General features: G+C 40.9%; 10 protein-coding genes. 3 read left to right on the forward strand and 7 right to left on the reverse strand.

The annotated features are described in order from the left end of the window. Window positions 1–293 precede the first annotated feature (293 nt). From H6763_01790 to H6763_01800, 3 genes are all read left to right on the forward strand, one after another. Entirely contained in the window at window positions 294–908 is a 615-nt protein-coding gene (locus H6763_01790; GenBank protein MCB9803539.1) for a hypothetical protein, read from the forward strand. After that, on the forward strand, window positions 889–6,774 hold the full coding sequence (locus tag H6763_01795) for a hypothetical protein (GenBank protein ID MCB9803540.1): 5,886 nt from the start codon (window positions 889–891) through the stop codon (window positions 6,772–6,774). Before H6763_01790 ends, H6763_01795 begins: the two co-directional genes overlap by 20 nt. 240 nt (window positions 6,775–7,014) lie before the next feature. Next, window positions 7,015–7,812 (forward strand): NAD-binding protein, encoded by a 798-nt coding sequence (locus H6763_01800; GenBank protein MCB9803541.1) that lies wholly within the window; start codon window positions 7,015–7,017, stop codon window positions 7,810–7,812. 98 nt (window positions 7,813–7,910) lie between these two features. On the opposite strand, the gene H6763_01805 is transcribed toward H6763_01800, so the two are convergent. The 7 genes from H6763_01805 to H6763_01835 all read right to left on the reverse strand — a co-directional run bounded on the left by H6763_01805 (window position 7,911) and on the right by H6763_01835 (window position 14,070). Beyond that, window positions 7,911–9,392 carry a tyrosine-type recombinase/integrase gene (locus H6763_01805; GenBank protein ID MCB9803542.1) on the reverse strand — a complete coding sequence of 494 codons (1,482 nt, stop codon included), beginning with the start codon at window positions 9,390–9,392 and terminating at the stop codon, window positions 7,911–7,913. Between the two features lie 3 nt (window positions 9,393–9,395). Then, window positions 9,396–9,821 (reverse strand): hypothetical protein, encoded by a 426-nt coding sequence (locus H6763_01810; GenBank protein MCB9803543.1) that lies wholly within the window; start codon window positions 9,819–9,821, stop codon window positions 9,396–9,398. A 318-nt stretch (window positions 9,822–10,139) separates the two neighbouring features. Further along, window positions 10,140–10,958 (reverse strand): hypothetical protein, encoded by an 819-nt coding sequence (locus tag H6763_01815; protein MCB9803544.1) that lies wholly within the window; start codon window positions 10,956–10,958, stop codon window positions 10,140–10,142. Beyond that, the gene (gene ruvB / locus H6763_01820; protein MCB9803545.1) at window positions 10,958–11,923 is read right to left on the reverse strand and encodes a Holliday junction branch migration DNA helicase RuvB; all 966 of its coding nucleotides are present in this window, start codon (window positions 11,921–11,923) and stop codon (window positions 10,958–10,960) included. Before ruvB ends, H6763_01815 begins: the two co-directional genes overlap by 1 nt. 233 nt (window positions 11,924–12,156) lie before the next feature. After that, the gene (ruvA, locus tag H6763_01825) at window positions 12,157–12,747 is read right to left on the reverse strand and encodes a Holliday junction branch migration protein RuvA (GenBank protein MCB9803546.1); all 591 of its coding nucleotides are present in this window, start codon (window positions 12,745–12,747) and stop codon (window positions 12,157–12,159) included. A gap of 5 nt (window positions 12,748–12,752) precedes the next feature. Next, entirely contained in the window at window positions 12,753–13,250 is a 498-nt protein-coding gene (gene ruvC, locus H6763_01830) for a crossover junction endodeoxyribonuclease RuvC (GenBank protein MCB9803547.1), read from the reverse strand. 28 nt (window positions 13,251–13,278) lie between these two features. Further along, window positions 13,279–14,070 (reverse strand): YebC/PmpR family DNA-binding transcriptional regulator, encoded by a 792-nt coding sequence (locus H6763_01835; GenBank protein ID MCB9803548.1) that lies wholly within the window; start codon window positions 14,068–14,070, stop codon window positions 13,279–13,281. Between the last annotated feature and the right edge of the window lie 27 nt (window positions 14,071–14,097).

The following is a 14,097-nucleotide window of genomic DNA, read 5'->3' on the forward strand; positions in this document are numbered from 1 at the left end:
CGGTCATGAGAGATTTAAGAAGAAAGGTGGCCGCTTGGTCAAACAGGCGGCCGCCTTAATCACCCATCTTCACTTCTCTCTACACATGTATACAATCAAAGATTCGATTGTGTATATATGTAGAGGTCCAATTCACGAGAGAATACGAATACAAATACCACCCGAAAGGGTGGTATTTTTTTATCGACTAAAGTCACGTAAATATTTAAAGCTTCAAACCAAATACAAACTTGCACCCACAACTTATTTCGCATATATTGTATGTAAGCATCAATTTATTTCTGCCTATTTTTATGGACACAGATCTTAAAAACCAAGCATCGCAGGCGCTTTTAACGCGTGACTACGATCAAATCCAGGACCTCATCAAGAAGCTAGAAAGCCAAGATGATCCTGAAGTACAGGAACTAGTTTCCGAATTAAAGAAATTTACTAAAGAAGATCTGGCTCCGTCGGAAGCAGAAGTAAAGCTAGCAGAGCTTTACGATTTCCTCCAAAGTGAGTATGAGATGTCCGAGGAAGATGCAGATCAAATTACAGAATCAATTGCTCATGGTGCAACATCAAGAGCATTCGTTATGATAGTTGAGTCATTAAACCCAGAAGCTAGGCAGAAGTGGGATAAATTAATGGACTCAGCACCAAACCCAATGCAAATAGGCGTTGCATTGGATTCAGTCGCACAGATGCTACATGGGAAGACATATGATGATTTACATGAAGAAGTTCTTCTCACACTAATTAATGAATTTAAGTCAGCCATGTCCGAAGCTGAAGATATGGCAGACAAAATTAAATCTCTCACTGATGAACAGCAAGCACACGTACAGAAGATGCTTGATATGGGATATGGTGAGATGGCACATAACCTATTAGACGCATTCAACGATGGCAGTAGAGAATCTTAACCTAAACGAAGTATCTGGAAACGCACCTGACAAGAGAGAAGAGTCCTACGATCTTATCGTTGAGAAGAAAGATCAGCACCCTCATGAGCTTGTAGAAAAAGGGCTTAACAGAGAGCTGTTTGATATTATCGAAGCGCATGTAGCCGCACAGAATACATCTGTCGAAGCAAATATAGAAGGCGGACGTGTTGAGCAACCAGTACTTGATAGATATGAGGCTGTAGTTAGAGGTGGAGTTGTAAATGCTAGGGTAGCTGAATCACTACCACCAGCAAATGGTGCTCAAGCCGCGAAAGAGAAGTTAAAGAGTACTTCGGAATTCATTCTTGGTAAGGGATATAAGTCTGTTGCAGACGACATGTCAGGAGCACTCTTGACAGAAGCTACAAATCAAAATATCCAACTAACCGATGCCGCAAGAGCAGCATATGACATGGCAGTATATATGCCTAGGCTTATACGTCCTGGTGCGTTGAATCCAAATAGAGGTGATAGCAATAGGATACCAGCTGACGGTTATGCACAGGAATTTACAGAGACACTTCGACAACATGCATCGGTTGAAAACATTGATCTTAATGAAGATGCATTAATAGAGCTCTTTATTCGTAGCAATCCTGCCGATTTTGATCCAAACAATCCAGAGCATAAAGCAATCTTGACGAGACTTTCTGGTCAAGATACTGATCCAGCGGCTATAAAGCTCCTTCAAGAGCAGTTTGCTGCTAATAAAGAAAAAATTAATAAGACAGTTGCTGGAGATCCAGCAGGTGATACGAGACTCATTGTACATCAATACGAAATCAATGATACTGATACTGATGAAGCAAAAATATTAAAGGGAGCAGCAAACGCTGCTCTTACAGTGCTTCATAATTCTGGATCGGCTGGTAGGGAAACACGTGTTAAGAAGATCCAGCATTCAATCAACATAGTAAATGCGGGTAAGAAATTCTATGAAGAGGCGAAAGCAAAGAAGCCATTAGCAGAAATATCCGAGAATGCATTGAACAATCTCGGACAATTCAATGAAACAATTGCAGATAGACATCCAGAGTCTCGAGAATTAAGAAAAACATTAACTGAAGCAAAAGATAGAACCGTAGAAGTAGAAGCTCTCGCTAGTGGTCCAGTCGGACTCAAACGAGAGATAGTTGGCAAGATGACAGAGCTACTATCAGCTGAAGATAAGGCAACAGTAGAAGCATTACTCGAAAAAGAGCGAAATGGTGAAGGCGGTGTAACGCTTGAGAAGGTCATTGATCGTGCATTAGTTCTATCAATGAAGGGTGATGAAGCTAGCCAAGCAAAGATGAGCGAGTTAGCACACTCTTATGCAAATGTTAGATTCCTCGAGCAGTATGCAAAAGAGCTTGGTGGAGATGATCCTGAGAAACAGGCTGGATACTTTGCAGTACTTGCAGCAAGTTTACTCAAAGAAGGTGATCAACCAAAAGAAAACTTAAAGAAATTAATGTTCGGTCTTGCGAATGGTAATACTGCAGATATTAGGCTGTATGTTACAGACTTCGATCGTATTGCAGCATTACTACCTGAGGGCTTTGATTGGGATAGTGTGAAAGCAAAGATGGTACAAGATGAGAATACTGATATGACAAGAATGCAGCAAGGTAACCAACCGGCAATTGCATTGCGACATCTCAAAACACCAAGTGCTAAAGATGCTTCATATATCAACACTATAATCCCAGACTTCAATAAGATAAGAAACTGGGAGATCGCACGACATGTATACGAACAGAAGGAGAAAGCAGAAAATACAAGATTAGACGAATTGAAGGCAATAGCTCGAGCATTAGGTGTACCAGCAGATAAAGTTGATGGTGCAGCCACTAGACTACTTGAGTTATTAGTACCACCAGCAGAAGATGCTGAGAATTATAGAAAAGGCTTAGTACCATTTGACAAGATTATTGAAGCTGCTGCGACAGGAGCTCCAGTAGGTGATGGTTACCAAAGATATGTAGAAGAGATGAGACATCAGCTTCTATGTGCAATTGAAGGTACAAACCCAGCAGAAGCTGCAGAAGTAGTAAGATTCGAGAATTACGAGCAATTAGTCGACTCTGTAAGAGAACAGGCAGATGAGCAAAATGCCGATAAGCTAGCTGGTGAGATTGACCTAAATGGAAAGAAAGTAACCTCTGAGGAGGCCATGTACTACAATGCAAATCCTGAGGCATTCAAGAAGAACTTTGAAGAACAGAGTGATGGTAAGTGGTGGAAGAATATGTGGACCAAGTTCAAATCTGGTGGTTGGAAGAAATTATGGAAACCAGCAGCTACTATTGTACTATCTGGAGTTGCTGCGACAGCTGGAGGATTTGTTGCAGCTGGTGCAACAGCAGTATTATTAGGTATGCAGGCACACCGTATGTGGACAGGTTTTGGGAAAGCAAAACAACAGTTCCAAGCTGCTAGGGATGACTCAAAAGGACAAGGCTGGAAAGCAATCGCTAAAACAATGGTGCCAGCTGTAGTTGGTCTTGCATGGGGTCTTGGAACTCAGTCAGCATTTGAAATGATTGGATACCCTGCAGGTGCACTTGTGACATCAGCCATTGAGTTGGGTGGTATCTACTTATGGAGAAAGAAAGGTCTGAAAGAATCTCAAAATATCATGCGTACACAGCTTGAGAAGTATCAAAAGACTTTCTCAGATAGAGTTGTTGCAATGACAGAGTCTGAGGCCGATAAAACCTTCAGAGCTGCAATCATGGACGTGCTTGCACTTACAGATGCAGAGCGAGAAGGATTAACAAACCAACAATTAAACGAAAAAATTATTGCATTTAGAAAGAAAGCTTACGAAGATCATGATCAACAGAAGTTACGTCAACTTGGTGGTCTTGTAGATAACTGGATGAAGCATAAAGATGCTGAAGATACACAAACTGATGCAGACAAGAAAGTTTATGCAATGTTGCTATCTGAGAATCTAAGATCTAAAGAAACATTAAAGCAGCATTACAGTCAGATAGCTACATTCACAATCTTTAGTGGTCTTGGTAAGACTACACGTACTATAGGAAGAAGTGTTGATAAGCTATTCGCTGCAACAGGTACAGAAGCCGCAACAGGCTCTGCCGAAGCAGTAAGCGAATCAGCAGCTCCACAGTCTGAGATGACAGTAGCAAATGTTGGAGATAGGTTAGATTCACAATTTGATAGTCACTTTGCACAACAGGGTGGTGGAACATTGCTAGGATTACAAGAACGACAAAATGGTACAGTATTAGCACTGTTTGATACTGATGGAAACGGTACTGCTGATATGGCCGTCCCAGTATCTGGTATGACAGCAGCAGCATTACATGATGGATCTGCAGATGTAAGTACAGCAGGATTAGACTTTGACCATGTCGCTTACCTAGGGCATGAGATGCCATCAGGTACAGATTATGATGAGTATCTAGCTGGTAATCAAGATTTTGCACATGAATTTGAGTCGATGACTGGACATAGCGCAGATAGCGTCACAGCATTTAGCGTTGAGGTTCCAGCAGGTGCACACTCAGGTCCAGTAGGATTCATTGATGTAGACAGAGACGGTGACTTTGACTATGTTGCAGTCATGGGTGAAGATGGAAATATTGATTATGTTGAAAGTGATAGTTACTTCGAATCTATGAATGGATTCGTAGCTATACCTGGCGGTGGCCAGATTGAATATGAAGCTCACCCAATTGTTGATAGTAACGGTAATGTATTCGTATCACTTGAATCAGAAGATGGAAATGTACTTTCTATTGTAAATCCAGTAGATGGATCTCACTTAGATAGTGTTACAACATTGTCGGGATCAACAATTACACTAAAAGATGAGTTTACATTTGTAGTTGAAGGAAGCAGCACATCTACAGTTGAAGTAGGTGAAGTTGCTGAACTACAAACACATTATGATATTGACCAAGATTGGAACTCAGATATGGCCGATGGAGTAGCAGACCACAGTACCCACTGGGGTAGCATTAAGAGAATCGGAGTGGAAAGCGGACTATCAGAAGGTCAGGCTAACCAATTCGCAAATGATGCAGTAGCAGAAGCACGAGGAGGTGGTGGTTTACCTCCTGTATTCAAGGGAGATTCATTTGATCTTAAGAATTTAGCACCTGATACAGTTGAGAAATATCGTGGTATTTTGAACGAGACCGGTGGAAGTACTGTTACAGATACAACACGTGAGATTGTAACTATTTCAAGGACATCAATTACAGTTCCAATGGTAGCAACTGAACTAACTCCAGTTCATGAAAGTGTTTCATTATCATCACTCACATCTACGGCAACAGGATTCACAGTTTACAATGGAGCATTGAATGACTTGCCAGACATCGCAGCTGGTGAAGCTAGACCAAATGCATGGGAAAGACTAGTAAACTGGGGTAATCCAAGAGAAGCAATGGCAGGTACTGATGTTAAAATCGATGGAGCACCTGAAAGTTGGACCGAAGAAAACACAGTAGTTCACTTAGTAACATCAGATGGAACAGAAGTAGAAGTACCATTAAGTAGAATGACTGATATGGCCACAGAGAACGGTGGTGTTGTGGTTAGATATGTCACACAAGATGGAGAATACGCTACAGTTAGCGGTTTTGGAGCATCACTTGAAGGTCCTGACGGAGGAATAATCGGACTCGCAGATGCTCGAATAACAGGTGCAACATACACATTAACAGCAGGTGAAGTAGGGCAAGGTGGTGCAACTGAAGCAGTAGGATATGCAGGCGGAGTTGGCGGTGGAGCTACAGCAAATAATGTAGTCTATGCCAATGGCGTAGGCAGTGGTGCAGCAGCAGGTAGTACAACAACAGTAGTTGGTGATGCAGTACAGAATGCAGGTACAACTACATCTACAGCAAATGTACCAGGCATTGACCCAGAGACAATCTATACACCAGAAGGTTCTACAACAGCTACATCAGAGGTATTTAATGATGGTAACTCAATGGAAGTAGTAGACCCATGGGTAGGTAAAGATTACACAGTTACAAATCCGGATATCGAGTTTGTACAAGTGAACCAACCTTTCTCAAACTCACCAACTAACATTCCAGCATACATGGTGGAAAAGGTGATCAGAGGCCAAGAAGTGCAACTAAAAGATGAATTTGGAGGAGCTACAATAGAATCTAATGGAGATATGGAATTCATATTCTCTGATGGTACCGATATTGATATCCCAGAAGATCGAAATATCTTCGAGACTATCTATGATACAGTAAGAGGTAAAGCTGAGAATGTATTAGAGGATGTGAATGATATGAGAGCAAGTATAAATGCAAATCAAGGAATAGGTGGATATATTCGAAGAGAAATACAAGAGACATCTGATGATTTCGGTAGATTGAACGCTGATAGGCTAATATATGATGCTGGACCTGGTCAACCAGATTGGATACTACCAGAGGAGATACAAGAGTTCAGAGTAGAGACTGACGACGGAATAGTCACAGTACCTAGACATCTAGTCTCATCATTAACCGACGGTGGATTAATGCGAAGAGGAGATGAATCACCATTACAAGGTATCGTACATGGAGTATGGAAAGGCCCTAATGGTGAAACAGAAATGGTATATGACATAGAAGGTGATTTACAAGCAGATGGAGCCCTAAATTCATACCCGTTAACTCCAGAAGAGGCATATAAACTATATCATGATGATTCTTTTGTACCGTCCTATGATGCAGAACAGATTTATCGACCTACACCAGTTGTACCTCCAGTACGGCAAAATGCAGTACCTGTACAACCTAATGTAGCTCCTGTAGCACTAGGTGCTAATTTTGACCCTATGAATACAATTAATAGGGATCAAATGGCGAATGTCCCTGTATAAGGATCTTAGTTTTAGTTATTAAGCCTGGTTTATACTGAAGCTCTGCAAACGCGGAGCTTCTTTTATTTATGAATATCATCAACTTGGTGTATATATAGCATATTTACATATTGCGATCATTTTCTGTAATTTCAAGCCCTTCGGGGGGGGATAATTACAGCATACAATCTTGATAAGTCTTGATTAGCACCTACTAGAGTGTTAATGTGTTTTTGTTAATATACATTGACTATCGATTTAATGCACCCAGAATTACGACAAACCATCAAATTCACCCTGAAAATTGGCTTACCTGTTATCATCCTGTCTCTAGCCCTAGCATTTCTTGTCGGAATCTTTGAATCACCCCATAACCCAGCATTTTCAGATCCAAGCTATGTGATCTGGTGGTGGGCTTCAACCATCTCGACAGTAGGCTATGGTGATATCACACCTGTAACAAATCTTGGGCATTTTTTTGGTATCTTACTGATCTTTTCGAGTTTGATATTCTTTTCGTTGATAATCTCTGAGATTGGGAATATTGTGAGGATCCTAGCTCAATATAAGTCTAAGGGTTACGCATCAGTCAATCATCGTGGACATGTGGTCATTTTGGGATATAACTCATTCACTAATGGTCTAATTGATATGTTGTTTGAAAGATACGGTAAAGATACTAAGATCGTAATCATATCTAATTATTTAAAACAGGTTCCTCGGAGTGATATAGAATTAGTCAGCGGAGATCCTTTAGATAAAGAGATCTTACGAAAAGCAAGTCTTTATCATGCCTCAATTGCTATTATAATGACTAGTGACAATTTGACCTCGCCTGATACATACACCTTAGTTCTTGGTCTCCAGATAGAACGTTATGCACCAAAAATTGTCTCGATCGCCGAGTTGAGAGATCCTCAAATGCGAGATCTGTTTAAGCACACCAAAATGGATCACGTTATTTGGGAATCATCACTTATCGATAGCATACTAAAAGGCGATAAAGAAGAGGAAGTGAAACTCTTCAAGCTTCTTGATTACGCACTGAAAGAAAAATGATCACTTCTGATACGTTAATTATCAACCTTTCAGGTCCAAAACTCATAGCTGTTCAGAACCTGATCAAAAAACTGTCGCTCTAGGTTCAAAGAGCATTATCACCCCAACGGATGCTTCTCTTTATGCGTCTCTTCAGCAAATCTATCGCTCGCATGCACATAGCGGGTCGTTGTCTGCAAACTCTCGTGACCAAGCAGAACCTGTATAGCAGCAGGGGAGGCGCCATTCTCCGCAAGATAGGTCGCAAAACCGTGCCTCAAAGAGTGTGCGGAAGTAGGCACCTGAATTCCAAGTCTACGCCTATATGCTGCGATCTTCTCTTGTAAATGATTTGTAGATAAACGTCGACCGCGTCTGCCATTTCTCCCGCCACTAAAAGGTATAAATAGGGCAGGGGATGTGAATTTCGCTAGAAAGTTCGTGCGTTTGTGATTCTCAAGTAGGGCGAGATTCTGGAACTCGGCAGCTCGCTTCTCATATTCAGCACGAGACATACCATCAGTAAATGCTTTACTGTCATCCCCACCGCGTGAAACACCTATATTCTGGGAGGTTTCACGATCAGTGTTATTTTCTGAGCCATCAATCTCAAGCTCGATCGATTCTTCACCTTCGATATCCAATCCTTTCTTTGTACCAAAACTTATGAGCTTCACTTTCTGACCCGGCATCTTTCCGTCGAACCTTTCGGGATCGACATTCTCATCAACATATCTCAGACGGATACCGAGATACTGGTCGATCCAATACATAGCACGGTGGGTAAGATATACAAAACGACCCTTACGGCCTTTACCAACTATATATAACTTACCAGAGAGTCCCACATTCTCAAGATCTAATCCTATCAATTCGGATATACGCATACCAGTACTGAATAGTAGCTCTAACATAGCACGATTTCGCAATGCCACACGCTCGTCAGCTTCAAATTGCATCGGACATTCGATTAAAGCAACAAGCTCATCGAACTCAGCAACTCCTTTATTCTTCTTATCAGCTTTGATCAGTTTGATCGCATCTGGTGCTACCGGATAATCCAGATCGAATTCGATCCTGTATTTCAAATATGAACGCAATGCTGATAGCATTCGATTGACGCTTCGTGCATCCAAACCTTTAGATGCGTCTGGATGGGTCGATCCTAACTTCAGACTTCCTAATGTACCGTAAACCTTCCGATAGACATCATCCAGATATGTTTCAGACCTCTTGTGCACATTTTCGTCATTCTCGACCTGTTCAGAGGGTATGTTCATAGCACCCTCATCCGCTTCGTTCGTTCTAGACCCCTTAGAGGGCTTCGAGCCCATTTCAGTTGATATACCAGCATTTCTGGCAACATCTTCTCTAAATCTATTCAGATCTATCAGATGATCTCCATTTTTTAAGTATCCTTTATACATGGTGATAGCTTTCTTGTCGAAATTCATAAAATCGTATCCGTTGGTTTTCAGGAACAGAGCAAATATACACAGATCCCTTGCGTAGTTATATACAGTTCGCATTGAGTAATTGTTGTTTTGCAGATCCAATAGATAGTCATCTTGATCTGGTAATTTTGGGAATTTGTATTCCATACTTCAATCTACATAATTAATTGGTATGACACAAATATTTGTGCCAATATACGAAACATCTGTTCTAATATGCAAAAATGCCCGTGAGATAAGTAATTTTGATGAATAAGTACTGTATATATTATTTAGAGCAGATAATAATTCGATTATCAAACACCTCACACCCCTCAGAAATGCCTCTATACCAAGCGAAATAGGGTGCATAGGGGAATTTCCCATCACAAAATAGGGTAAATAGGGGTTATGCTTCAAATATACTGTTAGATAGGGGTTTGTGAATTTGCCAGACATAGTAGAAAGTAGAGGATTTTTTATGAATTTAATAAAGAATTTATAGTAAGTGCGATCATGAATATATGATCTGATATTGGTATACGCAAATAATCCTTTTATATCTGCTTTTAAGCCACTCCTCCGATCACTACCCATACTGTACCGCATATAAGGGTGATTATACTCGGTTGCTACATACCTATACTGTATACAAATATAGACCTATGGTCAAGTAGGATAGAGTCTATCTCCTCTCTAGCTGTAAGTAGCACATGACACTCTTGTCACTCCCCCTGATATTGAAATATCGATGTTTTTATAGGATCGGAAATAAGCACTCATTTAACGCCTCTGACAGTTATCCACACGATATACTATAGGCCGTATGGGCCGATATGTGCTATGGGTCATTGATGACTATAGGCCCCTACCCCTACTCTCTAGTGGGTATACCTCAAATTTTAATATTGGGAATCAGCGATTAAAGAGGATATTTACCAAAAACGCTGCGATAACGACGAGAATATGCTGGAATAACAGTACATTCTTCTTCTCTGACTTACCAAAGGACATTTCCAATCCGATCAAGCCAAAAACTACAGAGGCAGGAACTATAGCACTCAATTCATGCCTCGAACCTAGAAATAATACCGCTAGGAAGGCAATAAGCCCTACTATTGCAGTCGAAAATATTATGATCGAAGAATCTCTGAACCTAATGGACATCTGTGCAAAGTGATTTGCCATGATCGCTATGTATATCGGGAATATGAGACTGATCATCAGGATCATTGGTATAGCGAGATTTATCAAGGCAAAGGAGATGAAGTAGATCATCATTACCGTTGCTATGAATGAGGCGGTCGATGCCACTTGGATCAATGGAATTGGTTTAAAAGAAGCTACATTAAAGATATTTGTCATAAGGAATATCGCATATGTGACGAATACTATGATAAGCAGAAGTATTGATAGAAAAACAAAATCCGATACTCTTGAAAATTCCCTAAAGAAGAACATCATAACAAACAGCACCTCACCTGCAACAAAGATCGAGCTTTGCGATATTGAGACCAGCATCGATCTGCAAGTCACCTTGAATTTGAATGCTACCAACAAACCGATATAGGTGAATATAAAGAATCCTGCAGATGTTGCTAGTAGATCATAATTTGAGTTGATATCGATCAAACCCCACCCCCTGAGCAAGAATAACCCTACCCCTATCAACCCTGCTAAGGTTAACATTCTCCCTCTCTTTCCGTTGTCTACATAGCTTTTCTGTTCTGCCATTATTCAGTGATTTTACCATCAAATAACCCTGATACATACTCTATGCCCTTTTGGGTCAATACCCTACCCCTTGATGTGCGACTTAAAAATCCTTGTTGAAGCAAAAAAGGTTCATAAACATCTGATATTGTTGATATATCTTCAGAAATTGCAGCTCCAAGTGTCGAAAGACCAACCGGTCCACCTCCAAAATTCTCATACATCACTCTCAACAATTCCCTATCTATACGTTCTAGACCATACTTATCTACTCCCAACATATCTAGAGCCTTATTGACGATTTCTATCGTCACATCGCCCTTTATACCATGTGCTTGCTGATAATCCCGTACACGCCTGTAAAGTCTTAGTGCCACCCTACCTGTACCTCTCGAACGACCAGATAACGATTCTAAAGCCTCTTTTGTAAACTTCATCCCTTCGATCCTTGCTGCTCTTTTGATTATCGCAGAAAGATCTTTATCGTCGAAATAATCTAGTCTCTGGACCAATCCAAACCGTTCTCTCATAGGACTACTTATCTTACCGATCTGAGTTGTAGCACCAATGAGCGTGAAAGGTTCTAGATTGAGCCTAATTGTCTTAGCAGAAGGGCCTTTACCCATTACAATATCAATTGCACCGTCCTCCATAGCTGGGTAAAGTATCTCTTCGATATTCCTGGACAATCTATGGATCTCATCTATAAATAGAATATCTCCACGACGGAGATTCGTTAAAATAGCAGCAAGATCTCCTTGTCTTTCAATAGCAGGACCTGAGGTAATTCTGAGTGTTGAACCTACTTCATTTGATATCGATACTGCAAATGTGGTCTTTCCCAATCCAGGTGGGCCATAAAAAAGGATATGATCAATGGTATCACCCCTGCTCCTTGCTGCCTCTATCATCATGATTATAGTTTTCTTCTCTCTGATCCTACCAATGATCTCGTCAAATCGCTTAGGTCTCATCGTCTCTTCCATGGGATCACCGCTTTTGCTTTGGCTCACATTTGTACCATCATCTATACCAGTAGTAGAACTTTGGCCAGGATCTTCAGAATTGATAGATGCAGATGCATCAACGATCTGTAGAACATCATTATCTCCTACGCTACGATCTTGTTGAGGAACAGCCTGATCTGACATATTTGAAACCACCATTGGACAGCCCTATAGTTCAAAATTAATTGATTCGCTTAAAATATCTACCAAGATCACCCTCTCAACACTTGTGCCAAGAGATCTTCAACATTCATCTCCATATCTTCTTCTAATAGTGTATGAGCTTTTTTGACCATACTCTCCATTTCCTCACCTTTGAAGCCCAATGTTCTTAGAGCTTGTTTCATATCCTTGATCATCTCCAAATTTCGTGCGTCTGCCTCTTCCTCATTTACAGATGACAATTCACCAGCAAGTTCAAGTATTATCTTTTTTGCGCCCTTAGGACCTAATCCTGACACCTTACTTAAGCTTTTATGATCAGTCTCAAGGATCAACTGCTTGACCTTCTCTTCTGGATAGGTTGCCAAGATAGATATACCGATCTTTGGTCCGATCCCCGATACACCTATCAATATTTCAAAAAAGTCTCTTGTAGAGGCCCTTTCAAATCCATATAAGGTTTGACTGTCTTCACGGACTTGCATACTTGTATATACAACAACCTCACCTTTTGCTCCTGGGAATTCGTTTGCTGGCACAGTCACCCTATACCCCACTCCACTCACAGTTATCAGATCTAGGTATTTTAAGTTTGATATCATACGAATTTCTGAAACTATGCCTTTTAGTTGTACGATCATTCCGATTATTGTCTAGAACTTAAATTTCCACTGTAGATCATATCATATGCACAAATAGCTACAGCGACAGCATCTGCCGCATCATCTGGCTTAGGAACTTCTTGCAGACCACAGATCATTCTAACATTTTCTTGGACCTGAGCTTTCGTCGCTCTCCCATATCCAGCAATTGAACTTTTGACCTGTAATGGGCTAACCTCTACTATACCGATACCGAGATTCTGCAACATGTATAACATAACTCCTCGCGCTTGACTGACAGACATAGCTGTTTTGACATTTTTCTGGAACAGAAGGGTTTCGACCCCTGCGAATTGAGGTTGGAACTTGTCAAGCAGAAAACTAATATCTACAGCGATCTCATTGAGTCTTTCAGGGATGGCTAGGTGTTTGTCTGTTGTTATGACGCCATAATCTATCAGCCGTGCGTTACGAACATCATCAAAATCAATAACAGCCCACCCGACTAGTGCATATCCCGGATCAATTCCAAAGAAACGCATGCATCATTATCATTATCTTAATCTCGATCTATAGCTGATCATCAATATCAGTCCATACAGACTGGATATCATCATGCTCCTCCACAGCTTCAACAAATTCCCTGATCCTCTCCACTTCCTGTTCATCAAGCTCTTTCTGTACCTTTGCCCTCCAGATAAGCTCTGCGGATGTGATCACATAGCCCATATCTTTGATAGTATCTCGTACTGTGGTCAATGATTTTGGATCCGTATATACATCTAGATATTCGACATTTTCCTCATCATCGTGATAATTATCAATATCCGTGATCCCCTGGATCTCCATAAGTGCAAGGGTCACCTCCTCAGGATCTGATGGTACAAATTCATCGCTATGTCCATACTTTTCTGATTTCTTCATAGACCCTGCCTTCAATGTGACCAATCCCAGCTGATCAAAATTCCACATTACAGCTCCTGCTTCAGCCAAAGCCCCCCCTCTTTCACTAAATGTCTTTCTGAGATCTGCAACTGTTCGATTCTTATTATCCGTCAAGGTTTCTACTATCACAGATACGCCTAAAGGTCCGATACCTTCATATGTGACCTTTTCCAGATGAATCTCCTCCGAGCCTTTACCTGCTCCCCGATCTACTGCTCTCTGGATATTGTCAGCAGGCATACTGGCACTTTTAGCCTTATCGATCAACAACCTCAAAGAGAAGTTCGATTCAGGGTCACCCCCTTCTCTAGCAGCTATAGTTATCTGTTGGGCTAATTTTGAAAATACTTTTCCTTTTTTTGCGTCTGTCAAAGCTTTCTTATGCTTGATCTTTGACCATTTTGAATGTCCTGACATAGAGTCGAAAATGCTAATTAACTGCTG

The organism is Candidatus Nomurabacteria bacterium, from assembly GCA_020632395.1.
Classification (GTDB): Bacteria; Patescibacteriota; Dojkabacteria; order SC72; family JAHDCA01; genus JACKFQ01.